Origin of the sequence: Ralstonia pickettii (assembly GCF_030582395.1) — a bacterium.
Taxonomy (GTDB): Bacteria; Pseudomonadota; Gammaproteobacteria; order Burkholderiales; family Burkholderiaceae; genus Ralstonia; species Ralstonia pickettii_D.
This window is the reverse complement of sequence record NZ_CP104381.1, coordinates 3,364,920-3,387,360: the sequence shown is the minus strand read 5'-3', so window position 1 is coordinate 3,387,360 and position 22,441 is coordinate 3,364,920. Positions and strand designations below refer to the sequence as shown.

At 62.8% G+C, this 22,441-nt stretch carries 19 protein-coding genes, 1 pseudogene and 1 riboswitch; of the genes and pseudogenes, 6 read left to right on the top strand and 14 right to left on the bottom strand.

Going from position 1 to position 22,441, the window contains the following annotated elements; translation table 11 throughout:
* Positions 1 to 79: 79 nt before the first annotated feature.
* Positions 80 to 628, top strand: a complete 549-nt coding sequence (locus N5B55_RS16320) for a TetR/AcrR family transcriptional regulator (protein WP_065860062.1) — start codon at positions 80 to 82, stop codon at positions 626 to 628.
* Positions 629 to 637: 9 nt separating this feature from the next.
* Here the strand turns inward: N5B55_RS16320 and N5B55_RS16315 are convergent, their stop codons facing one another.
* The 4 genes from N5B55_RS16315 to N5B55_RS16300 form a co-directional block, all read right to left on the bottom strand.
* Positions 638 to 1,870: a multifunctional CCA addition/repair protein gene (locus N5B55_RS16315; RefSeq protein WP_441295870.1), complete on the bottom strand. Its 1,233-nt coding sequence runs from the start codon at positions 1,868 to 1,870 to the stop codon at positions 638 to 640.
* A gap of 50 nt (positions 1,871 to 1,920) precedes the next feature.
* A complete protein-coding gene (locus tag N5B55_RS16310) occupies positions 1,921 to 2,610 on the bottom strand; it encodes a glutathione S-transferase family protein (RefSeq protein ID WP_116576147.1) in 690 nt (229 codons plus the stop codon).
* A gap of 224 nt (positions 2,611 to 2,834) precedes the next feature.
* Positions 2,835 to 3,839, bottom strand: a complete 1,005-nt coding sequence (locus N5B55_RS16305) for a complex I NDUFA9 subunit family protein (protein ID WP_116576148.1) — start codon at positions 3,837 to 3,839, stop codon at positions 2,835 to 2,837.
* Positions 3,840 to 4,022: 183 nt separating this feature from the next.
* A complete protein-coding gene (locus N5B55_RS16300) occupies positions 4,023 to 5,975 on the bottom strand; it encodes a lytic transglycosylase domain-containing protein (protein ID WP_304538694.1) in 1,953 nt (650 codons plus the stop codon).
* Between the two features lie 86 nt (positions 5,976 to 6,061).
* Here N5B55_RS16300 and N5B55_RS16295 point away from each other — a divergent pair, with 86 nt between their 5' ends.
* Both N5B55_RS16295 and N5B55_RS16290 read left to right on the top strand, forming a co-directional pair.
* Positions 6,062 to 6,655: a 5-formyltetrahydrofolate cyclo-ligase gene (locus N5B55_RS16295; protein ID WP_154207779.1), complete on the top strand. Its 594-nt coding sequence runs from the start codon at positions 6,062 to 6,064 to the stop codon at positions 6,653 to 6,655.
* A gap of 17 nt (positions 6,656 to 6,672) precedes the next feature.
* Positions 6,673 to 7,288 (top strand): annotated as a pseudogene (locus tag N5B55_RS16290) (pyridoxamine 5'-phosphate oxidase family protein).
* Positions 7,289 to 7,292: 4 nt separating this feature from the next.
* On the opposite strand, the gene N5B55_RS16285 reads toward N5B55_RS16290, so the two are convergent.
* From N5B55_RS16285 to N5B55_RS16240, 10 genes are all read right to left on the bottom strand, one after another.
* On the bottom strand, positions 7,293 to 7,751 hold the full coding sequence (locus N5B55_RS16285) for a TfoX/Sxy family protein (protein ID WP_015856053.1): 459 nt from the start codon (positions 7,749 to 7,751) through the stop codon (positions 7,293 to 7,295).
* Between the two features lie 30 nt (positions 7,752 to 7,781).
* The gene (gene metF, locus N5B55_RS16280; protein ID WP_015856052.1) at positions 7,782 to 8,612 is read right to left on the bottom strand and encodes a methylenetetrahydrofolate reductase [NAD(P)H]; all 831 of its coding nucleotides are present in this window, start codon (positions 8,610 to 8,612) and stop codon (positions 7,782 to 7,784) included.
* Positions 8,613 to 8,622: 10 nt separating this feature from the next.
* On the bottom strand, positions 8,623 to 8,967 hold the full coding sequence (locus tag N5B55_RS16275; RefSeq protein ID WP_004628357.1) for a phage holin family protein: 345 nt from the start codon (positions 8,965 to 8,967) through the stop codon (positions 8,623 to 8,625).
* A 55-nt stretch (positions 8,968 to 9,022) separates the two neighbouring features.
* A complete protein-coding gene (gene ahcY, locus N5B55_RS16270) occupies positions 9,023 to 10,447 on the bottom strand; it encodes an adenosylhomocysteinase (protein ID WP_065860055.1) in 1,425 nt (474 codons plus the stop codon).
* Positions 10,448 to 10,555: 108 nt separating this feature from the next.
* Positions 10,556 to 10,629: riboswitch (S-adenosyl-L-homocysteine riboswitch) on the bottom strand.
* 237 nt (positions 10,630 to 10,866) lie between these two features.
* Entirely contained in the window at positions 10,867 to 11,220 is a 354-nt protein-coding gene (locus N5B55_RS16265) for a hypothetical protein (RefSeq protein ID WP_304538693.1), read from the bottom strand.
* Between the two features lie 38 nt (positions 11,221 to 11,258).
* Positions 11,259 to 12,374 (bottom strand): T6SS immunity protein Tli4 family protein, encoded by a 1,116-nt coding sequence (locus N5B55_RS16260; protein WP_304538692.1) that lies wholly within the window; start codon positions 12,372 to 12,374, stop codon positions 11,259 to 11,261.
* Positions 12,371 to 12,727 carry a hypothetical protein gene (locus tag N5B55_RS16255; RefSeq protein ID WP_304538691.1) on the bottom strand — a complete coding sequence of 119 codons (357 nt, stop codon included), beginning with the start codon at positions 12,725 to 12,727 and terminating at the stop codon, positions 12,371 to 12,373. The genes N5B55_RS16260 and N5B55_RS16255 overlap by 4 nt, the downstream gene beginning before the upstream one ends.
* A gap of 70 nt (positions 12,728 to 12,797) precedes the next feature.
* Positions 12,798 to 13,907 carry a T6SS immunity protein Tli4 family protein gene (locus tag N5B55_RS16250; protein ID WP_304538690.1) on the bottom strand — a complete coding sequence of 370 codons (1,110 nt, stop codon included), beginning with the start codon at positions 13,905 to 13,907 and terminating at the stop codon, positions 12,798 to 12,800.
* Positions 13,904 to 15,544, bottom strand: coding sequence for an esterase/lipase family protein (locus N5B55_RS16245; protein WP_304538689.1), 1,641 nt, complete (start codon positions 15,542 to 15,544; stop codon positions 13,904 to 13,906). The genes N5B55_RS16250 and N5B55_RS16245 overlap by 4 nt, the downstream gene beginning before the upstream one ends.
* A 40-nt stretch (positions 15,545 to 15,584) precedes the next feature.
* Positions 15,585 to 18,182: a type VI secretion system Vgr family protein gene (locus tag N5B55_RS16240; RefSeq protein WP_369812413.1), complete on the bottom strand. Its 2,598-nt coding sequence runs from the start codon at positions 18,180 to 18,182 to the stop codon at positions 15,585 to 15,587.
* Positions 18,183 to 18,793: 611 nt separating this feature from the next.
* On the opposite strand from N5B55_RS16240, the gene N5B55_RS16235 reads away from it, so the two are divergent.
* The 3 genes from N5B55_RS16235 to N5B55_RS16225 all read left to right on the top strand — a co-directional run bounded on the left by N5B55_RS16235 (position 18,794) and on the right by N5B55_RS16225 (position 22,434).
* Positions 18,794 to 20,251 (top strand): alkaline phosphatase, encoded by a 1,458-nt coding sequence (locus N5B55_RS16235; RefSeq protein ID WP_304538687.1) that lies wholly within the window; start codon positions 18,794 to 18,796, stop codon positions 20,249 to 20,251.
* A gap of 17 nt (positions 20,252 to 20,268) precedes the next feature.
* Positions 20,269 to 21,663: an alkaline phosphatase gene (locus tag N5B55_RS16230; protein WP_304538686.1), complete on the top strand. Its 1,395-nt coding sequence runs from the start codon at positions 20,269 to 20,271 to the stop codon at positions 21,661 to 21,663.
* A gap of 75 nt (positions 21,664 to 21,738) precedes the next feature.
* The gene (locus N5B55_RS16225; RefSeq protein ID WP_304538685.1) at positions 21,739 to 22,434 is read left to right on the top strand and encodes a hypothetical protein; all 696 of its coding nucleotides are present in this window, start codon (positions 21,739 to 21,741) and stop codon (positions 22,432 to 22,434) included.
* The last annotated feature ends 7 nt before the right edge of the window (positions 22,435 to 22,441 follow it).

The following is a 22,441-nucleotide window of genomic DNA, read 5'->3' as shown; positions in this document are numbered from 1 at the left end:
GTGAATGGTGACGCGACTTACAATACCGGCCGGCCGCGCACCATACACAGCCTGTCAGTTTCTGCACGAGGACACCGCCATGCCCAGAACCACCCGCACGCGCTGGATCGAAGCCGGTTTCGAACTGCTCGACATGTATGGCGCGGACGGAGTCTCGGCCGAGCGCCTGGCGCGCCGTCTGAACGTGACGCGCGGCGCGTTCTATCACCACTTCAGCAGCCGCAACGACTACGTGCGCAGCCTCCTGGCCGAATGGGAACGCGCTTATACCGGCAGCATCCTTTCGCTCGTCAAACCCGAGGACACCGCCGAGACACTGCTCATGCGCTACCTCGACGTGGCCGCATCGATGCATCCGGGGCGCGAAGTCGCCATCCGCGCGTGGGCCATGCGCGAGCCGCTGGTGGCGAAATATCTCGAACGCGTCGATTCGCAGCGGCTGGCCTTCGCTACACAACTGTGCGGCCTGCGCGGAGGCGTGCCCGACGACGCCGCCTTCTGGGGCCGCATCGCCCACCTGTGCTTCATCGGCACGCAGCAGACCACGGCCCGCCCCGACCCTGAGGCGTTCCGGGCGTTCTTTCTGAAGTTGTTTGCGATGTCGCAGCGGCTGGCCGTGCCAGCCTAGCCGTCGGACCTAGACGCCGGCCTGCGCAACGGCCTCGATACGCGCCTGATGCACGGCCTGCTTGATGTGCGCCGGGTTGTCGGCATAGCGCTTGGCGACGGCGCCGGCATCGATCGACGATGCAGCCGCCAGCGCGCGCAGCAGGCGCTCCGTCTGTGGATAGCTGCGGTCTTCAAACCCGAGACGACCGCGCGCATCGGCCTCGCACGCCTGCAGGGCCTGGCGGAAACGGTCCGGCTTGCGCAGCGCATCACAACGCTCCAGCAGACGCACCAGTGCCGCGGCATCAAAGCCATCGCAGCGGTGGATGTTGCCGTGCTCGCGCGCCACCACCAGTGCCAGTTCACGGCACTCGGTCGGCACGCGCAGGCGCTGGCACACCGCTTCGATTAGCGGCAGGCTGCGCTCTTCGTGGCCGATATGGCGGGGCAGGATATCCTCAGGCGTCGTGCCCTTGCCGAGGTCGTGCACCAGCGCGGCAAAGCGTACCGGCAGCGACGTCGCCATCGCAGCAGCGGTTTCGATCACCATCATGGTGTGCACGCCGGTATCGACTTCGGGGTGGTAGTCGGCGCGCTGCGGCACGCCCCACAGCCGGTCAAGTTCGGGCAGCAGGCGCACCAGCGCACCGCAGTCACGCAGCACGGCAAACATGCGCTGTGGATGGGCTTCCATCAGGCCGCGCGCAAGCTCCTGCCACACGCGCTCGGGCACCAGCGCATCGACTTCGCCGTCCTGCACCATGCGCTGCATCAGCGCGTTGGTTTCGGGTGCAACATGGAAATCGGCAAAGCGCGCAGCAAACCGCGCCAGTCGCAGGATGCGCACCGGGTCTTCCATAAACGCATCGGATACATGCCGGAACGCGCGCGACGCCAGATCAGCCTGCCCTCCATACGGATCGATGACGGGACCAACCAGCGCGCCGTCTTCCGCCACGCGCTGCGCCATCGCGTTGATGGTCAGGTCGCGGCGGATGAGGTCGTCTTCGAGCGTGACATCCGGCGCGTAGTAGACCGAGAAACCCTTGTAACCGGCAGCCGTCTTGCGCTCGGTGCGCGCGAGCGCGTATTCGGCATGCGTGGCCGGGTGCAGGAACACCGGAAAATCCTTGCCGACGGCGCGGAAGCCACGCGCCTCCATATCTTCGGGCGTAGCCCCGACCACAACGTAGTCCCGGTCCTGCACCGGCAACCCGAGCAGCGCGTCACGAATGGCGCCGCCCACGGCATACACATCCAGTCCGTGCGTGGCTGGATCGACGATGGCCTCGGTCTGCGCTGCGCGTTCCGTCATTGATTGGCAGCGACCAGCGTGTCTTCGTCCGGCGCGGTGCGATACGGCTCGTCGTCGGCAAGGAAGTCATGCTCGGCACGTGCGCCGTCGATCCATTCCTGCATGGCGGGCAGGTTGAGGATGTAATCGGCGTAGGCCTTGGCAGCCTCGGGCAGACGCACACCGTACGTGGCGAAGCGGCTGACCACCGGTGCGTAGAACGCATCGGCGACCGTGAAGTGACCGAACAGGAACGGGCCTTCGGCTGCGTACCTCTGGCGCAGCTCGGTCCACATGGCGGCAATGCGATCGATGTCGCGCTGCACGGCCACGTTCCAGCCCATGCCCGGCAGCACGGCCGTCACGTTCATCGGCATGTTGTTGCGCAGGTTGGTGAAGCCACTGTGCATTTCAGCGCAGATCGAGCGGGCGTGCGCGCGGGCCTTCGGGTCAGCCGGCCACAGTTGCGCGCGCGGAAAGCGCTCGGCAAGCGTCTCGCAGATGGCGAGCGAATCCCACACGTTCATGTCGCCGTCCACCAGCACCGGCACGCGGCCGGCGGGCGAATGACGCGCCACGTCGGCGGCAAAGGTCTCGCTCAGCAGGCGCACACGGATCTCTTCGAACGGAATGCCGGCCTGCTTGGCGAGCAGCCACGGGCGTAGCGACCACGACGAATAGTTCTTGTTGCCGATGACCAGTTTCATGATTCCCGTCCTTGGAGAGTGCACTGCAATTGTTGTGGGAGCCCGCCAGCATCGCGCGGGAATGCCGGGCGCTCTAGTTGTGTTGTATCGGAAGCGGCGAGCGGCAGCGCGAAGGCGAACGAACCATTCTAGCCTTGCGCTGCACCGCCACAAAATGAAACGCATTGGCCACGGTTGTGAAGCACATTCACAAACAGGGCAAATCCTCCGCGTTTCCGTAGCGGCTAGCGATGGACCCGCGTACGTGCAGCACGCAATCCGCGGTCCGGCCCAAAGCCGGCCAGGGCCGGCAGCATCACGGCCTCCATGCCGAGCGGGTGGATGCCGAGTTCGGGCGCGACCGGTTCCATGCTGATGTTGTCCACGCGCATGGAGTCGAGGTTGTCACGCGAGATCGGTGCTCCCGGCAGGTGCTCCAGCAACGCGGCCTGCATGCGGCCCAGGCCTTCGGGAAGCGGCACGATCCAGCGCGGGTGGCCGCTGGCACGCCCCGCAAAGCGCATCAGCTCCGCCAATGTGTAGATGCGTGGCCCCACCAGCGGATAAGCGTGCCGGATCGTCGCCGGTTTTTTTAGCGCATTGATGAACGCGGCGGCCACGTCATCCACGTACACGGGCTGGAAGCGCGCATCGGCACAGGCGAGCGGCACAAACGGCGCCATGCGCTGCATGCTGGCAAACAGGTTCAGGAAATGATCCTGCGGCCCGAACACTACCGAGGGGCGGAATACGGTCCAGTCAAGCTCACTGTTCATGACCACGCGTTCGCCGTCGCCCTTGCTGCGCAGGTACATCGACGGGCCTGCGGGGTCGGCGCCCAGCGCGCTCATGTGCAGCAGCCGGTTCACGCCATGGCGTCGGCAGGCGGCGACGATGCGGCGCGGCAGATCGACATGCACGCGCTGGAAGTTCGGGCCGTACGGCATCTCGCGCGTATCCTGCAGCACGCCGACGAGGTTGATGACCGCGCAGTGCTCGGCGCCGCGCTCGGTCAGCGCCAGGAACAGCGCGTCGAGGGCATCGTCGGCGTAGATGTCGGCGTCCATCACGTCCACCCGCGGCAGGAGCGTGAGGTTGTGCGCGCGGGCCGACTCGGGATCGCGCGTCGGCACGATCATCCGGCCCTCTGGAAGGCCGGGCGCGGAAAACGTCTCCGTCACCAGCCGGGACAGCAACTGCGAACCGATAAAACCGGTACCGCCAAAGATCAGCAAATTGGAGGTCTGCATGGAGGCATCTCCAAGACGGGTGGGGGGCAACACCACAATACATCTCGAACGGGATTGCACCCAAGGTATGTCGATGCGGCGTGCCGCAACCCACACTTCTGTGCGCAAACCAGCGCCTGCATCCCAGAAAAAACGCCCGCGTTGCGGCGGGCGTCAGGTAACAGCGGAACAGGGATCCGGCGTTTATGGCAGGTCGTCCGGCGTGACCGATTCGGGCACCACCTTGCCCAGCCGATCCTTCAGCGACTGCGGCCGACCGGTCAGCAATGCGCTGTAATACGTCGCGTTCGAGAGCACGTTTTTCACATAGGTGCGGGTCTCGTTGAACGGAATCGTCTCGGCGAAGATCGCGCCTTCCACCGGCCGCGTGAGCGTCGAGCGCCAGCGTTTCGGGCGGCCTGGGCCGGCGTTGTAGCCCGCGGTCGCCAGCGTGACGGAGCTGTCAAGGTTCGTCAGGATCATCGACAGGTACGCGGTGCCCAGCAGCACGTTGGTATCGATGTCGCTCATCTGCGAAACGCGGAACCCCGGCAGGCCGATCTTCTTGGCAATGTGCTTGGCGGTTTCCGGCATCACCTGCATCAGTCCCGATGCACCCACCGACGAACGCGCGTCCATGATGAAGCGCGATTCCTGGCGGATCAGGCCGTAGGCCCAGGCAATGTCCAGCCCCACGGCATCGGCGTTGCGCTGAACCACATTGAGATACGGCGTCGGGAAACGCAGCGCGAAGTCGTGCTCGGCCTTGGTCTTGTCCGCCGAATTGACGGTGCGATCGAGCAAGCCGAGCTTGCGGCCATATTCGGCTGCGGCCAGCAACTCGCGGTCGCTCATGTTGCGCAGCTCCCAGTTCCACTCGCGGTTGCCTTCGAAGCGCAGATTCAGGTCGTACAGCTTCTTGGCACGCCCAAAGCCCGGGTGGTTGCGCCCCATCACGTCGATCTCGGCGTCGGTCACGGTCGTGCGCGGCGGCACGGTGATGCGCTGGCCGAGTTCTTCCTGCGCCAGTTGGCCATAGAAGTTGAACTGCCCGGCGATCGACTGGAACTGCTGGCGGGCTTCGTCGTTGCGATTGTCGGCCTTGAGCGCGCGGCCATACCAATACGCCCAGGCAGGGTCCCGATCGCGCAGGCTGGGGCGCATTTTCTCAACGGCCTGCCGCACCATCTTCCAGTCCCCGGCGCGTAGGGCCGCGCGCACGCGCCACTCCTGCGACTCGTCAGAGAGGTAGGCATCGCCGCCAAGCGTCAACTGGCGGCGATAGGCGTCCAGCGCATCGGGCGTCTGCTTCTTGGCGGCGTACTGGCCGATGACGCCCCAGCCCGCGCCTTGCTCTTCGCGCGACAGGCTGCCGGTTTGCGCCAGCAGATACGCCGTCGCCTGCGACGGATCGTTGCGCGCCATGCGCGTCACGTTGGCCAGCGTGTCGTTGTCCACGCGATCGCCGTCCGGCAGCACCGCCGCAATGCGCGACGCCTGCGTGACAAGGTTCTGCTCCAGCGACAGCCGCGCCGCCCACGCCACATCCGCACGGGTGAACTGGTTGGACTGCGCCAGATAGCCGATCAGGTCGACACAGCCTTCGCCATAGCCCTTGGGATCCGACAGCGTGTTGCGCGCGTCGGCGGCTACGTTCTGGCCCTTCATCGCGCGCGAGAGCAGGGCATAGCACTCGACCTGCGTGTCGTCCTTCAGCACGAAGTTCGGGTACTCCGCGTCGAAGGTCGCCCAATCTCGCTTCTTGCCCAGCACGAGCAGCCAGTCGTTGCGCAAACGGTCGGCAATCGCCTCGCCCTTGTAGCGTTGCAGGAATGAGCGGATCTCGTCTTCCGGCGCGTCGGTGCGGGCATAGCCGCTGGCATCGTACAGCTGGGGCTTGATGCGGAAATACTGCACGTACGACTGGATCGGGTAATCGGCGAGGCTGTCCGCCAGCTCCCAGCTGCGCGACACATCGTTGCGGCGCGCCGCGTTGCGCAGCTCGACAAATGCATCGTCCGGATTGGCCGGAATGCCTTGCGGCGCCTGCCGCTTGGCGGCCATCGCCAGCGGCGTCGGGCCGACCACGCTCATGCCCACCACGCCCGCAAAAGCCAGCGCGACCGCGCGATATACTGCCTTGGCCTTCAATGTCATCTCCTGCCCCATCCAATCACTGTTAGGTCTGCCGAATTATCCCACGCTAGCCTTAGCGCCAATCCACCGGCGAGAGGCCACATCCGATGAGCACGCACGATCCGGCCAATCCCACCACGCCAATCGAATCGCGCCGCACGCTGCGCACCATGTTGCTCGATGCGCGCACTGCGCTGCCAGAGCGCATCGCTCACGATGCCGCACTGGCGCATCACCTGGCGGGGCTGCTCAACGCATTGCCCGTCAAACGCCTGGCCGCCTACTGGCCAACGCAGGGAGAGTTCGATGCGTTGACCGTGCTGCGCCACTGGTTGGCGGCCGACGCCACGCGCCATGCACTGCTGCCAGTAGTGACAGACAAATTCTCGCCCTTGCAGTTTCGGCGATGGACGCCCGATTGTGAAATGACGCCCGGCGCGTACAACATCCCCATCCCCCGCTCGGGTGAGATCGCAACGCCCGATGCCTTGCTGATCCCGTGCGTGGGCTTTGACGCGCAGCGCTATCGCATCGGCTACGGCGGCGGCTTCTACGACCGCACGCTCGCTGCGCTGCATGCCGCGGGGCACCGCCCGCGCACGATTGGCGTGGCATTCGAAGTGAACCGCGTGGAATCCATCGCGCCGCAACCGCACGACATTGCGCTCGACTGCATCGTCACCGAGCGCGGCGTGTTTTAACCCTGCACAGGAAGCCCATGTTCCACACGCTGAAAACCGTTGCCGACCTTGAAGCAGTGTATGGCGCGCCGAACCCGCGCTCGCTGCTCAAGGAGATCGACCATCTGAACGCCGACTACCGCGCGTTCGTGGAGGCTTCGCCGTTTATCGTGCTGTCGTCCGTGGGTGCCGGCGGCACCGATGCCTCGCCCAAGGGCGATGCGCCGGGCTTCGTCCGCATCCTGAATGAACGCCTGCTGGCGATTCCCGATCGGCCCGGCAACAACCGCATCGACAACCTGCGCAACATCGTCGAAGACGGCCGCGTGTCGGTGCTCTGCATCGTGCCGGGGCGTGGGTGAAACGCTGCGCGTGAACGGCACGGCGACCATCTCCGCGGATCCGGAATTGCTTGCGTCATTTGCGGTGCAGGGCAAGCTGCCGCGCAGCGTGATCCTTGTGCAGGTGCAGACCGTCTACTTTCACTGCTCGAAGGCGCTGGTGCGCTCAAAGCTGTGGGAACGCGGCGCGCAGGAAACCAAGCCGGCCGTGCCCACCGCAGGCAAGATCCTGCAGCACATCAGCGGCGGCGCGTTCGATGGCGACGCCTATGATCGCGAACTGCCCGAGCGCCTGAAGACCACGCTGTACTGAGCGTTCAGCGCTTGGCTGTCTTTTTTGCGGCGGCCTTCTTGGTCGCCGTTGTCTTTGTTGCCTTGGGCGCCTTGGCAGTCTTGGCTGCGGCGCGCTTCGGCTTGGCCGCCTTGGCATTGGCGTCGCGCAGTGCGGCCTCAATGGCCAGCCGCGCCCAGTCGCGCAATGGCTGTCCACCATCGAGCGCCTCTGCCGGCGTGCTTAGGTAGCCGGTCATGCTGATGGTGCGGCCGTTGCGCTCGTAACTGAACGGCGTGCATTTTTCAGCGAGAAAACGTTCGCGCGTGAGGTCGTCCACGCGCAGGTAAGACGTGCCGCGCAGCACCAGCGCAAACACGATGTCGTCGTAATACAGCGCCGCGCCGCTGAACATCCGGCGGGCGCGGATCTCGCCGATCTGTGCGGCGAGCGGCCGGAGTTCGTCAAGCAACCAGGCGATCAGCGGATCGGGTGCGGCGGCCATGACGATCTCCTTTGCCTTGCGCTATCAGCGTTACAAGCCCAGACGCTGCCAGATCGCTCGCGTAGAGCCGGCGGCATTGAGCGTGTAGAAATGCAGGCCCGGCGCGCCGCCCTGCAGCAGGCGGTCGCACATGGCCGTCACCACGTCCAGGCCGAACGCGCGGATCGATTCACGGTCGTCGCCAAAGCCTTCAAGGCGCTTGGCGATCCAGCGCGGCACTTCCGCACCGCACATCTCGGAAAAGCGCATCAGCTGCGACGAATTCGTGATCGGCATGATGCCGGGCACGATGGGCACGTCCACGCCGAGCTTGCGTGCGTCGTCGACAAACTGGAAATACGCGTCGGCGTTGAAGAAGTATTGCGTGATGGCGGAGTCCGCACCGGCCTTCACCTTGCGGGCGAAGTTCTCCAGATCGTGCCGGGCGGAGCGCGACTGCGGGTGGTATTCCGGATACGCCGCCACCTCGATGTGGAATGCCTCGCCGGTTTCCTGGCGGATGAACTCGACCAGCTCGTTGGCGAAGCGGAATTCACCGATCTCGCCCATGCCAGAGGGCATGTCGCCGCGCAGCGCGACGATGCGGCGGATGCCGTGTTCGCGATACGTATTGAGAATGCCGCGGATGCTCTCGCGCGACGACCCCACGCACGACAGGTGCGGCGCCGCCTCGATGCCTTCGCGCTGGATTTCCACCACGGCGTCGAGCGTGCCCTGCTGCGTGGTGCCGCCCGCGCCGAACGTCACGGAGATGAAGCGCGGCTTGAGCGGCGAGAGCTGGGCGCGCGTGTTGCGCAGCTTCTCGGCGCCTTCCGCCGTCTTGGGCGGGAAGAATTCGAAACTGAATTGACGATCTTGCATGACAGAAACCTTAAGCCTCGCGCAGCAACAGGCTCGAGAGCAGCCACGAGATCACGCTGTACAGGATGGAGCCCAGCAGCGCGGCGCCAAAGCTGGCCACCTGAAAGCCCGCCAGCAGGTTGCCGACAAACAGGAACAGCAGCGCGTTGATGATGAAGATGAACAGCCCGAGCGTGAGTAGCGTCACCGGCAGGGTGAGGATCACCAGGATCGGGCGGATCAGCGTGTTGACCAGACCCAGCACCAGCGCTGCGATCAGCGCGGAGCCGAAACCGTTGACGTGAATGCCTTTGAGCAGATAGGCGACAAGAAGCAACGCCAGCGCGTTGATGACCCAGACAGCGAGCAGTCTCATGGAGCAGTCCTCGGTGATAGTGCCGGCGGCGGGGAATGCCGCCGGCAGGTACGGCTTAGTAGCGGTAGTGGTCGGCCTTGTACGGGCCTTCCTTGCTCACGCCGATGTAGGCCGCTTGCTGGTCCGTCAGCTCGGTCAGTTGCGCGTTCAGCTTCTTCAGCTGCAGGCGCGCGACCTTCTCGTCCAGGTGCTTGGGCAGCGTGTAGACGCCCACCGGATACTTGTTCGAGCCCTTCACCGCTTCGGTCCACAGTTCGATCTGCGCGATGGTCTGGTTGGCGAACGAGCTGCTCATCACGTACGACGGGTGGCCCGTGGCGCAGCCCAGGTTCACCAGGCGGCCCTTGGCCAGGATGATGATCTTCTTGCCGTCGGGGAAGATCACGTGATCGACCTGCGGCTTGATCTCTTCCCACTGGTACTTCTCGACGGAGGCGATGTCGATCTCGTTGTCGAAGTGGCCGATGTTGCAGACGATGGCCTGGTCCTTCATCTTGGCCATGTGGTCGTGCGTGATGACGTGGTAGTTGCCCGTGCAGGTCACGAAGATGTCGCCGTGCTCGGCGGCGTAATCCATCGTGACCACGCGGTAGCCTTCCATGGCGGCCTGCAGCGCGCAGATCGGGTCGATCTCGGTCACCCACACCTGGGCCGACAGCGCGCGCAGTGCCTGTGCCGAGCCCTTGCCCACGTCGCCGTAGCCGGCCACGACCGCAACCTTGCCAGCGATCATCACGTCGGTGGCGCGCTTGATGCCGTCGACCAGCGATTCACGGCAGCCGTACAGGTTGTCGAACTTGCTTTTGGTGACCGAGTCGTTGACGTTGATGGCCGGGAAGCGCAGCTCGCCGCGCTGGGCCATCTGGTAGAGGCGGTGCACGCCCGTGGTGGTTTCTTCGGTCACGCCCTTGATGGCGTCGAGGTTGCGGCTGTAAAACGTTGCGTCCTTGGCCAGCTTTTCCTTGATGGCGGCAAACAGGAAGGTTTCTTCTTCGCTGCCCGGATTGGCAAGGACGGAGGCGTCCTTCTCGGCCTTGGCGCCCAGATGCAGCAGCAGCGTTGCGTCGCCGCCGTCGTCCAGGATCATATTGGGGGTGCCGCCGTCGGCCCATTCGAAGATGCGGTGGGTGAAGTCCCAGTATTCCTGGAGCGACTCGCCCTTGAACGCAAACACCGGCGTGCCCGTTGCGGCAATCGCGGCGGCAGCGTGGTCCTGCGTCGAGAAGATGTTGCACGAGGCCCAGCGCACGTCGGCGCCGAGTGCCTTCAGCGTCTCGATCAGCACGGCGGTCTGGATCGTCATGTGCAGCGAGCCGGCAATGCGCGCGCCCTTGAGCGGCTGGCTCGCGGCAAATTCCTCGCGAATCGCCATCAGACCGGGCATTTCGGTCTCGGCAATGGCGATTTCCTTGCGGCCCCAGTCGGCCAGCTTGATGTCGGCGACGAGGTAATCGTGTTTCAGTTCGGTGACAGCGTTCATTGGATCACTCCGGAAAAGAAGGGTGACCGCACGCGGGGAGATGACCACTGAGACGGGGCCCGTGCTGGGGCCCCGGATAGATGCGTTCTCGCCATCGTGTCAGCCACGATACTGCGAGCGCCGTTTGAACTTCCGAGCCTGGCGGTGGGACTGAGCCGACCGTTGCAACGCTCCTCGGAATGGGATGGATTGTAGCGGATTTGGGTGGGGAACTTCTACCGAGTCGATTGCGATTTTCAGGGGCAAAGTGCCTATGCGATCACTAAATTACTGACCGGCCCCACCGCCCGGCTCCTCACATGTTCCAGCGGGCTTATCGTTTACAGCAGTGTCCCAGCACTCACCTGACGACGGTGTACGCACCATTCCTCATCAAAAGCCGAACCCACAGCGAGGATGCGATTGCACGACGAACGCCATCAAGTAGCTACAACAAACAAGCCAACAGGAACTGCAGCGCCCATACCAATCACTGAAGTCCCTCGGCGAAGAAGCATGTATGGCTCAATTGAGAATGATGCCAAAATCGCTGCCAAATTTCCCAGTACGGCCATAGCTGAAACCCAAGGAACTGCAATCACAAACATGATCATGAGGGCGAGCGCGTACCCCCACCCGTCGGATCCGCATCCGAATGAATAATAGCCAGCGATTGCAACCCACACCGCAAACATCAGCGCCAGCGGAAGGAATATCGCCCATTTAATACGATGAAACATATCGGTATCGCAAAAACGTCTTAAAGATAATTCTCCGATTTCCGGTCGAGGCATGCGAAGTTTCGTCTGCGGCAACTGCCCACACGAACGCCTCAGCGTTTGGTCATGGCTTTGCCTGATGGACCAACCGCTCCCGGTCTCACCCGGATTGAATTCACGATCTTATCCCACAGGCGCACCGCGTCGTCGTTGTTCAGCGAGGTGCTAACGTATTCGCCCCCGTTGAGCTGGCCGCCGGTACTCATGCGCATTTGCATGCTTGGTTTCTCATAGGCAGGAAGATCACGCCGGGTTTCGACTACAAATATCTGTTGCTTGGCCTTCTGCTCGGTAAAGTCATGCAGCGATTCTTCTGCCTGCATTCCCGCCACTTGCCGGATACCTTTTCGCAGGGTATGAAAGCCCGCCCAAAACCCCGCTGGCGCACCCTCCATTCGCTCTTCGGCGCGCGCGTGCAACCCCTCATCTTGCTCAGTCAGTGCTTCTGTGTAGATATCGAAGCCCACGTCCTTGTGGAAGGAGCTGCCAAACTCGAATTTGCCGCGCTCGTCGTCGTGTTTGTCATTGAGCACAACGCCGTTGACACAAAAGCCCGGCCCCACTCTTTCTGCGTTGGTGTACGCACGCGTATTGGCGGCGAGATTCTTTAGGCGGGCCTCCACTATTTCGGCGGATTCGTTATATTCTCCGACGCGCGGCGTATATATGTTGGCCCCAAGCACAACGTACCGAACACCGTCTGCCAGCAGATGTATCTCGCTATAGAAAGACTGTGGTAACTGCGCATTGTCATAGCGCCGAATCAGTACAGCGCTCTTCCCCACCGGCGTAAAGGAGACCAGCATGGGCGCCTTTGTCGTCTCGTTCAGTTCCGCGCGCAACTCGCGCTTGCGCTCGCGTACGGCCTGCTCAAACTTCTCCCGCAATAGCGTCGGCTCGACTTCGGGCTGCCGTTGCTCGGGAACGACTACGTCAACGGTTCTAAAATTCTTGTCCCGCCCATAAAAGAGCCGAACATAGCCACCCGGCAAGCTGTCGGGAAACCGATGAAACTCTTCAGGCAGATCGATCAACATGCGACCCACGCAGTGGGTCTTGAATGGCTGGTTCAGGTTCATGGGCGGAAACGGGCTAGGGGTTGCGCGCTGGCAACCGGCAAGTAACAGGCTGGCAAAGAATGCGATGCAAACGGAACGGGCGGCCATCATGCGCTGGCCCTCTTCGGTTCGCGTGCTTGTGCAGTTAGTTTGACAATGGCGTACAACGTAGCCACACGGGCACTGTTGTCTTTATAGGCGGCGTCGTGCGCGAACCCCTTCAGTGCAAACCATTGTTTGACATTGGCCGCTCCAGCGGGCATCCGGCCCGAACTGGTGGGTACCGTGTCGTCTCCGCCGCCATCTTGCTTTGCGGCATGCAGTTCGTAATGGCTTCGCTTGCCTTGGCCGCCCACGTATTCCGGGGTACTCCCCTCTATACGCACCGTCTGCGGCGACATCTGCATCACGTTTTGCGGGCTTGGCTTGTGCGATCCATCATTTGGTTGCAGCCCTTTCTTCATGCGCCACTCGACATGCTCGAAGCTCCCTTGCTCGGGATCGGCGCCGTGGAATACTGTTGTTACCAAGGGTTCAGCGCTTACCTGTCTGTCCAACCGCACCCGGCCGCACTCGAATCGAATTCACGATCTTGTCCCACAGGTGCATGGCGTCATCGTTGCTCAGGGACGTGCTAACGTATTCGCCCCCGTTGAGCTGGCCGCCGGTACTCATGCGCATTTGCATGCTTGGTTTCTCATAGGCAGGAAGATCACGCCGGGTTTCGACTACAAATATCTGTTGCTTGGCCTTCTGCTCGGTAAAGTCATGCAGCGATTCTTCTGCCTGCATTCCTGCCACTTGCCGGATACCTTTTCGCAGGGTATGAAAGCCCGCCCAAAACCCCGCTGGCGCACCCTCCATTCGCTCTGCGGCGCGCACGTGCAACCCCTCATCTTGCTCAGTCAGTGCTTCTGTGTAGATATCGAAGCCCACGTCCTTGTGGAAGGAGCTGCCAAACTCGAATTTGCCGCGCTCGTCGTCGTGTTTGTCATTGAGCACAACGCCGTCGACACAAAAGCCCGGCCCCGCACTTTCTGCGTTGATATAGGCGCGCGTGTTGGCAGCGAGATTCTTTAGGCGAGATTCGACTACTTCGGCAGTTTCCCCATCTTCGCCATACATGCCCCCAATGGGATAAATCGCTGCCCCGAAAACAACATACCGAATACCATCAGCAAGCAGATGTAGCTCGCTCACGAAAACATCGCCCAACTGCGCACTTTCGTACCGTCGGATCAGCACGCCGTTCTCCCCAACCGGCCCGGAAGACACTAGCATCGGCGCCTTGGTCTTCTCGTTCAATTTCGCACGCAACTCGTCTTGGCGCTCACGCACGGCCTGCTCAAATTTTTCCCGCAAAAGCGTCGGCTCGACTTCGGGCTGCCGTTGCTCGGGAACGATCACGTCAACGGTTCTGAAGTTCTTGTCCCGCCCATAAAAGAGCCGAACATAGCCACCCGGCAAGCTGTCGGGAAACTGATGAAACTCTTCAGGCAGATCGATCAACATGCGACCCACGCAGTGGGTCTTGAATGGCTGGTTCAGGTTCATGGGCGGAAACGGGCTAGGGGTTGCGCGCTGGCAACCGGCAAGTAACAGGCTGGCAAAGAATGCGATGCAAACGGAACGGGCGGCCATCATGCGCTGGCCCTCTTCGGTTCGCGTGCTTGTGCAGTTAATTTGACAATGGCGTACAGTGTGGCCACACGGGCACTGTCGTCCTTATAGGCGGGTTCGTGCTTAAACCCCTTCAGGGCAAACCACTGTTGGACGTTCGCCGCGCCGGCCGGCATGCGGCCCGAACTGGCTGGGACTGTGCCGTCTCCGCTGCCATCCTGCTTTGCGGCATGCAGTTCGTAATGGCTTCGCTTACCTTGGCCGCCCACGTATTCCGGGGTACTCCCCTCAATACGCGCTGCCTGCGGCGACATCTGCATCACTGACTGCGGGTTGGGAGGCCGCGATCCATCGGTGGGCGACTGCCCGATCTTCATACGCCATTCGACATGCTCGAAGCTGGCCTGCTTGAGATCGGCGCCATGGAAGCCGTAGGTGTTTGCGTGGTAGCTGTTGATAATGCTGGCGTGAAACTCCTTGGCCTTACGTATATTCGTTACCGCATCAGTCCACTGCAAATTCGTTCCGCCCTCCGGTGCCAACCACTCCTCCTTGATCAAGCCCCACCACTTGTCCTTGATCCCGTAGATTCCTTCATAGGGATCGGCAATGGGGGGCAGCATGTCGGTACCGGACGGGTCTTTTACGCGCAGCCAGTGGTTGTTGTATTGCCCGGATGGCAGCAACTCGAGCGCGCCGGGGGATTGGGCGAACACAGCGGTCACGTCCTGGCCATTATTGCCGATCACGAGACCTGCTTTGTAATCCTCGTCCCACATGCCCACCTTGCAACGGCGGTACGCGACCGGCGCACCTGTGGTAGGCATAACGCCGTGCACAATGCCTGCAATCCTGCCGGCCATGCCTTGCAGTTGTGCACAGGCGCGCGCCACCAGTCCGCCCATGGAATGGGTGATCACGAGAACCTGCTCGCATTGCCCGAACCCTTGGTTGTGGGCCCGGATCACGCTTTCGATTCGTTTCTTGAGCGTCTGGGCAGATTCCTTGTTGTCTTGCAGCCAGTTGTAGCCGCATGCATACACGGGGTAGTGCCACCGCAGGGCCTGATTGATGTCGGACACGTGGCAAGGCTCAAACGGTTTGACTGCACCGAGCGCATGTCCGTTATTGTCAAAGGCTGCCTTGAGCGTCTCCTCCAGCTTCCGGTTGTAGGACTTAGTGCTGCTGTTAAGTGCCTCTTCCAACCACACCAGAAAGCTGTGGTAGCTCGCCTCACCCACCTCCCCCCAACCGCGTGCCATATATTCGGCCTGGCTGCGTATGCTGCCCGCAGGGCGCGAGGGAAGCGCACCCTCGTTGTCAACGACGGTCGTGCTGGGGTTCAGCGCGGCTTGCCGCTCGCCTGCCTTCTTGAAGATCATTTCTTTCGCCAGCCCTAAAGGCTTACCGCTCCCGGCTACATCATTTAACCGCCAGACAGCGGTCCCCTTGTCTCGCCCGCTCGGTTTGCTCTTTAGGTTGCTCCCCATAATGCCCGGCACAAAAATAATGGGCAGCACCGGTACCGGTTGAAGTCTCAGTTGAACCAGATCGGTCAGGTCAGTGGATGTCAGGTTCCAGCTATACCGCATCGACCCGTCGGGGCTGGGGTGGCCCGTTGCAACTCTGGGGCTTGTGGTCTTGTTTGGTTGGTCTGGCATGTCACTCATAAGCAGTTCTTTGGATTCTTTGGTTTGGCTCTCACAGAACACGTCCGAGAATGCGCAATTCCAGCGCTTCTGCAATCTCGCTGCGCTGTTGTAAGAGATGACCGTTATGGTCGGTCACGCCTGGAATCACGGTACCGTCTTGCCGGATGAGTTCGTAGCGATATTGGGCAAGTGGGGTACCCGCATCGTCCCGCAATTGGAAACTTTCATTGAAAGGGGTGTGGCTCCAGTCGTTCATGGCCGCAGAAATCCCCTGCGGCCCTGGCGCATCAAAGTCAGCGGTATGCGCATGCACGCGTGTCGGCCCAAAGATGTCCACGCAGCCGTCGGCAATGCGGATGCCGGCGTTGCCGCTCATGATCGTGATACCCGTCTTGGCGTTGAGCAGCACCGTGCCGTCAGTGGCCGTGATGACCACGTCGGTCTTGGCATTGACCTCGATGCTCTTGGCTTGTGCCTGCAGTACAAGTTGGCCCCGGTGGGCGATCGCCTTCCAGTCACCACTGTGGGCAAACAGGCTGATCCCAGTGCCGCCGTTGACAACGTACTGCTGACCAGCGGTGTATTGCTGGTTGAGCTTCGATATGGTGTCGATATGCTTGCCGGCGTAGCTGGTCAGCGTCTCGGGTGTAGCGAAGGCCATGCCGGCCGGGGCGTAGGCGCCGATGATGGGTTGGCCGCCCTGTCCTCCCGCGTCCTTGTGATTGTTGGCGCCCGCGTCCCAGTCTTCAATGGCTTGGGTGAGCTGGGATTGCGGATCGGTGTCGGTCTTGAGCGCTTCGTGCTGGCTGCTGTAGTTGCCCAGAGATTCGGCCGCCTCTAGCGCTGCGCGCATGCAACGGATAAATTCGTCGCGCGTAAGGTGGCCGCCAACGGCAGCGATTTGCCCCTCTGCGGTAAAGAACAGGCCCCTGCCTCCTCGCAGGCTGCCCTGGCCATCGGTGCGCAGATCGAAGCCCTCGCCCCGGGCATCCTTTCTGCCGGGGTTGCCGGGGACGCTAGTCAGATAGCCCAGGTTGAGTTGGGATGTCAGATGGTCAGACGACAACTGGGCCTGGATCTGGCCCTGCGTGTCGTCCATCAGCAGGTGGTTGCGCCGCTGCCCAAAGAGCTCTTTGCTGGCAACACCGGACAAGGCGTGCTGGGTGGGCAGACTCCAGGGCGGTGTGTTGAGCTGGTTGGGGACGCGCCCGACGATGATGGGCGTGTTCGGATCGCCGTTGAGGTAGTCAACGAGGACTTCCTGCCCAATGCGGGGAACGTGCATGGTGCCGAACTGGTCGCCCGACCAGCCGTTGGACACGCGCACCCAGGGTGACGAATTCTCGTCGTATTGGCCGTACCGATCCCATTCGAACTGGACTTTGACGCAGCCGTGGTCGTTGGTCCAGATCTCTTGGTTCTCCGGGCCTGTGACGACGGCGCGCTGGATGCCTTGGACGCGGCGCTTGTGCGCCGTGAGTGCGGGACGCAAGACTTCATCCGTCGGCTGTGCTTCGAAGCTGACGCGGCAGGTGTATTGCTGAGTGCCGCCGCTGTGGATGCCCACGTCTTCGAGCAACAGCTCGGTGCTCACAATCAGGACTTCGCGGTTGAGCGCGTCGTGGTCGTGGTTGGCAATATGATAGGTGTTGCCGGCCGTGACACCACGCAGATTGCCGACGCCACGCATGCGCCGGCCTTTGGCGCGGTGCGTTTCCATATGGATGCAGGCGTGCAGGCTGCCAATGTCTCGGCTGGCGTAGAGGCCGGGTTCGTATTCGTAGCGCTCGAACTCGGAGAACAGCGTGTCGCGCGGGAGGCTGTCGTCGGTGGTCAGATCGGCTTTGGGCTGGCGCGGGTCGTAGTCCTTGAACGTGACTTTGCCAGTGCACAGGCGGTTGATAGCTTCGAAGCGCGTGAGGTGCTCCTGGTCGACCTTAAAGCCTTGCGGGTAGATCGGCAAGGTGTGATATGCCGCACTGGGAAACTTGCGCCAGGCGCCCGATTCAGAAACGAGGACTAGGCGATGATGTCCGCCGTCGTGTTCGAAGAAGTAGCTGATGCCCCATTGTTCGGTGAGGCGTTGGATGAAGTGAGCGTCGGTTTCGCCGTGCTGCACTTCCCAGATCAGTTTGGGGTAGACGCTGGTGTCCAGACGCTTGTCGACGCTGAAGTTGTAGTCGGCGAGGACTTCATCGAGGATGTCGATGACGGTTCTGTTCTGGAAGGCTTTGTAGTCAGAGGTCCTCGTCGCCAACCAGAGCCAAGGACGCAGGGTGTAGCGGTAGCGCCGGTTGTCGTCCACGCCGCCGATGAGTTCGATGGCGGTGATGAGCCCGGTGATTTCTCGCGTTCCTGCACCGACGCCGCCAAGCAGGCCAGCGCCCATGCCGTCCAGTCCAATCGACAAAGTCATCTCGTGGCCGATGGCGGCATCCAGGTCGGATTCGAGCATGGATTGGTCGGCGGCGAGGGAGACGGGGCGCAGATCGATCGTGTAAGTGAACAGCTCGCTCAGGGCTTCGCGGCCAACTACGCGGACGAATTCAAGCTGTGGCACCCCGAGCAGGTCAGGAATCGCGCTGCTCGTCGCCCTGACTGTACGGTAGCTGCCGATCATGTTGGACATGCGTTCTGCTGCGCCCATCTCTGTGCTCCTCGTGCGTGAAACGCTAACTTCGTGATGACGTGCATGGTGTTGTGGTTAGCCGTTACGGTAACGCGCGTAGTCTTGGAAGCAAATCAGATTGACGAGCAACTGCGTTAAGAGTTGTCACGCACAGACTGCGCTCGACTGCTGCCTTCCCGGCATCCGCATCGCACAACCCATCATCGCTATAACCCGCATGTCATGGCTCTTGCGATGGCCGGGTTTAGCAGCCCACCAACTTCCAGACGGACAGTCGCCTTTCGCGCGGCGTTTTCATGTCCGGTGCTTGTGCACGCCTACCGGCATCCACCCGCCGGAATTTAGGCGCGGGTTTCTCGATGCCATCGGCGCGTTCGTGCTAACACCGCTGGAAGGCTGTCAGGTCAACCCTGAAACGTGGGAAGTGCTCACCGCCGTAGAACGGGCTGGCGAGAACCAGTAAGAATGAGAAAGACATATCCTCAGAGACGGGCTGGGGATATACGACGCGGCTGTCAATCCACCAGCGGGTCGGAAACCTTGCGATCCGGTTAGGAAGTGGCGCACCCGCATCACGGATGTGCAACACGCGGCCACCAAAGTGCCGGGCATCGTTCAGGGAGCCAACGATGCACAACCACAAACTTACGAAGTACGCCGCCGCCGTGGCAGCCGCCCTCGCCATGGCAGCGTGCGGCAGCGACGGCACGTCCAGCAACGCCGGCACTGCCGCGCCGGATGCCGGCACGCCCACCACGCCCGCCAAGAACGTCGTGTTCTTCCTGGGCGACGGCATGGGCCTGACCACCATGACCGCCGCGCGCATCTACAAGGTGGGCGAAGACGGCGAGCTGACCATGGACACGCTGCCGGAAACCGGCTTCGTGCGCACGTTCTCGAACAACGCGCAGGTGACCGACTCGGCGCCGTCGATGTCGGCCTACATGACCGGCGTGAAGATGAACAACGAGGTCATCTCGATGTCGCCGGACACGATGGCCTATGACGCTGGCGGCAAGGATTACCTCTCGGGCGCCGACAGCACTTGCCCCAGCGGCAACGGCAAGCCCGTCACGACGCTGCTCGAACTGATGAAGGCAGCGGGCTATGGCACGGGCGTGGTCACCACCACGCGCATCACGCACGCCACGCCGGCCGCCACGTATTCGCACATTTGCCATCGCGACGGCGAGAACACCATCGCCGCGCAACTCACGCCGGCCGGCAAGGGCTTCAACGCTGCGCTGGGCGATGGTGTGGACGTCGTCTTCGGCGGCGGCCGCAAGCACTTCCAGCCGACCACGGCAGGCGGCGCACGCACCGATGGCCGCGACCTGATCGCCGAACTCAAGGCGGGCGGCTACCGCTATGCCAGCAACAAGGCCGAATTCGACACGCTGCAAGCCACCGACGGCAAGGTCGTCGGCCTGTTCACCAGCAGCCACATGTCGTACGACCTGGATCGAGACCCGAGCAAGGAACCGAGCCTGGGCGAGATGACCAACAAGGCCATCGACGTGCTGGCCGCCAAGAAGAAGGGCTTCTTCCTGATGGTGGAAGGCGGCCGCATCGACCACGCGCTGCACGAGACCACCGCCCGCAAGGCGCTGCAGGACACGGTGGCGTTCGACTCCGCCATCCGTGGCGCGATCGACAAGCTCAACACGATCGACCCGGGCCTGAAGAACACGCTGATCGTCGTGACGGCTGACCACGACCACACGCTGGTGCTCAACGGCTACGCCAAGCGCACGGGCCCGACCAGCGACAGCAACCCCGGCGTGCTGGGCCTGCTGAAGAACTACGTGACGGGCGCCAACGCCACCGACACGGGCGGCAACCCGTTCACGATCATCGGCTTCGGCACCGGAGAGAACCGCCCGGCCACGCGCGGCGCACTGACCGATGCCGCCGTGTACGACAAGAGCTACCACCAGGAAGCCGTGATCCCGGTTGCACCGGGCGGCGAAACGCACGGCGGCACCGATGTCTTCATCGGCGCACGCGGCCTGGGCGCCGAGCGCTTTACCGGCACGATGGACAACACCGAGGTCTTCGGCCTCATCAAGCAGGCCGTGGGTCTGTAAGAGGGAGAGGGCACATCATGAACACGCAATCGAACCGTATCCTGCGCGCCACGCTGCTGGCGCTGGCAGCCGGTGCCTGCGCCCAAGCGCACGCCGCCGGTGAAGCCAAGAACGTGATCTTCTTCCTGGGCGACGGCATGGGCCCGACCACCGTCACCGCCACGCGCATCTACAAGGTGGGCGAGGCCGGACGCCTGACGATGGAATCGCTCAAGCGCACGGCACGCATCAAGACGTACTCCAACGATGCGCAGACCACCGACAGCGCGCCGTCGATGTCGGCGTACATGACCGGCGTGAAGATGAACAACGAAGTCATCTCCATGTCGGCCGACACCAAGGCCAGCGACGCCACCGGCAAGGGGTACGTGAGCGGTGCAGACAGCACGTGCCCCGCCAACAACGGCACGCCGGCCGTGACGCTGCTCGAACTCGCCAAGGCTGCCGGCAAATCGGTGGGCGCGGTGACAACCACGCGCGTCACGCACGCCACGCCGGCCGCCACGTACTCGCACATCTGCCACCGCGACGGTGAAAACCAGATCGCCGCGCAGGGCACGCCCGGCAACGCGCTGTACAACGCCGCGCTCAAGGACGGCCTGGACGTGCTGCTCGGCGGCGGCCGCCGTCACTACCTGCCGCAAGGCACGACGGGCAGCAAGCGCACCGACGCGACCGACCTGACCGCGCAGTTCCAGACCGCCGGCTACACCTACGTGACCACTGGCACGGCACTGACGGCCGTCAATCCGGCCACGACGAACAAGCTGCTCGGCCTGTTCAACCTCGACCACATGAACTACGAGCTGGACCGCAAAAAGAACAATGTGGATGAGCCCAGCCTAGCCGACATGACCGAGAAGGCCATCCGCGTGCTGCAGAAAAACGGCAAGGGCTACTTCCTGATGGTGGAAGGTGGCCGCATCGACCATGCGCTACACGGCACCAATGCCAAGCGCGCACTGGAAGACGCGGGCGCGTTTGACGAAGCCATCAAGCGCGCGCTCGGCACGGCGGATCTGTCAAACACGCTCATCGTCGTCACAGCCGATCACGACCACACGATGACGATCAACGGCTACCCCCGCAAGGGCAACCCGATCCTGGGCGTGTCGAACGACATCAAGACCGGCCAGCCGCAATTGGCCGCCGACGGCCTGCCGTACACCACGCTGGTGTTCGGCAACGGCGGCACAACGCGCAAGGCCACCCGCGACAACGTGGCCGCGGTCGATACGGCTGCAGACGATTACCTGCAGGAAGTGGGTGTGCAGCTCGGCACGCCTGGTTCGGAAACGCACGGCGGCGGGGATGTGATGCTGTTCTCCTCTGGTCCGGGCAGCGCACCGCTGAAGGGCACGCTGGACAACACGAAAGTGTTCGGCGTGGTCAAGACGGCCATGGGCCTCTGATTCCTGCGTTTCCATTGATGCGCATGCCGAGGCAATCGGCATGCGCTTTTTTCGTTTCAGCCTGACCGCATTCGTATGACCCGATCTGTCCGCATTCTGTTTTCGTTTGCCCTCGCTGCGCTCGCTGCCACGGCACAGGCCGCCGGGCCGGCTTCGTCCCACTCGCTGACCGCCCTGCGCGTCGAACACCGACTGTCGTCGCTCGGCACCGACGGCATCCAGCGCGACGTCCGCTTTGCAGAGCGCGTCTATCGCCAGGGCGACCGTGTCTGGATCGCGCGCGAACTGCCGCCCGCGTCGGCGCACGCCGAGCATGACCACGCCAACGCCCACGCCGGCCACAAGCACGCCGATACCGACACCGCACCGCGCTGGATCGAACGCGACGCCCAGGGCACGCTGACCGTGCGCGTGGTGAGCGAATCGCAACAAAAGAACTACGCGGTGGAACCTGCCGAATATTCCAATATTGGCTTCGACGGCTCGTGGGCGACGGCGTATCACTTGCTCGACCCGGCCGCGCTCAAAGGCATGCGCGCCGAAGGCCCGGTACGCAATGGCGTGCAGACCTACCGCTCGACGCAGGGCGAGCGCACCGTCACCGTCGATTGGGACGTGGCTGGCCAATACCCGCGTCGCGTGGAATCGCGCAACGCCACCGGCACCCAACGCAAGCTCACTCGCGTGACGGCATTGCCGGCGCCCGCCGCAGCCCCGTGGGAGCGTGCCCAGCGCTACACTGCCGCCGATTACACCGACCTGATGGACTGACCCTTCG

Coding starts and splice junctions, on each gene's coding strand:
- N5B55_RS16245 (WP_304538689.1), bottom strand. CDS start 15,544: ATGCCAGACCAACCAAACAAGACCACAAGCCCCAGAGTTGCAACGGGC.
- N5B55_RS16320 (WP_065860062.1), top strand. CDS start 80: ATGCCCAGAACCACCCGCACGCGCTGGATCGAAGCCGGTTTCGAACTG.
- N5B55_RS16305 (WP_116576148.1), bottom strand. CDS start 3,839: ATGCAGACCTCCAATTTGCTGATCTTTGGCGGTACCGGTTTTATCGGT.
- N5B55_RS16250 (WP_304538690.1), bottom strand. CDS start 13,907: ATGATGGCCGCCCGTTCCGTTTGCATCGCATTCTTTGCCAGCCTGTTA.
- N5B55_RS16255 (WP_304538691.1), bottom strand. CDS start 12,727: ATGAAGAAAGGGCTGCAACCAAATGATGGATCGCACAAGCCAAGCCCG.
- metF (WP_015856052.1), bottom strand. CDS start 8,612: ATGCAAGATCGTCAATTCAGTTTCGAATTCTTCCCGCCCAAGACGGCG.
- N5B55_RS16310 (WP_116576147.1), bottom strand. CDS start 2,610: ATGAAACTGGTCATCGGCAACAAGAACTATTCGTCGTGGTCGCTACGC.
- N5B55_RS16275 (WP_004628357.1), bottom strand. CDS start 8,967: ATGAGACTGCTCGCTGTCTGGGTCATCAACGCGCTGGCGTTGCTTCTT.
- N5B55_RS16235 (WP_304538687.1), top strand. CDS start 18,794: ATGCACAACCACAAACTTACGAAGTACGCCGCCGCCGTGGCAGCCGCC.
- N5B55_RS16225 (WP_304538685.1), top strand. CDS start 21,739: ATGACCCGATCTGTCCGCATTCTGTTTTCGTTTGCCCTCGCTGCGCTC.
- N5B55_RS16295 (WP_154207779.1), top strand. CDS start 6,062: ATGAGCACGCACGATCCGGCCAATCCCACCACGCCAATCGAATCGCGC.
- N5B55_RS16265 (WP_304538693.1), bottom strand. CDS start 11,220: ATGCCTCGACCGGAAATCGGAGAATTATCTTTAAGACGTTTTTGCGAT.
- N5B55_RS16285 (WP_015856053.1), bottom strand. CDS start 7,751: ATGGCCGCCGCACCCGATCCGCTGATCGCCTGGTTGCTTGACGAACTC.
- ahcY (WP_065860055.1), bottom strand. CDS start 10,447: ATGAACGCTGTCACCGAACTGAAACACGATTACCTCGTCGCCGACATC.
- N5B55_RS16260 (WP_304538692.1), bottom strand. CDS start 12,374: ATGATGGCCGCCCGTTCCGTTTGCATCGCATTCTTTGCCAGCCTGTTA.
- N5B55_RS16230 (WP_304538686.1), top strand. CDS start 20,269: ATGAACACGCAATCGAACCGTATCCTGCGCGCCACGCTGCTGGCGCTG.
- N5B55_RS16300 (WP_304538694.1), bottom strand. CDS start 5,975: ATGACATTGAAGGCCAAGGCAGTATATCGCGCGGTCGCGCTGGCTTTT.
- N5B55_RS16240 (WP_369812413.1), bottom strand. CDS start 18,182: ATGGGCGCAGCAGAACGCATGTCCAACATGATCGGCAGCTACCGTACA.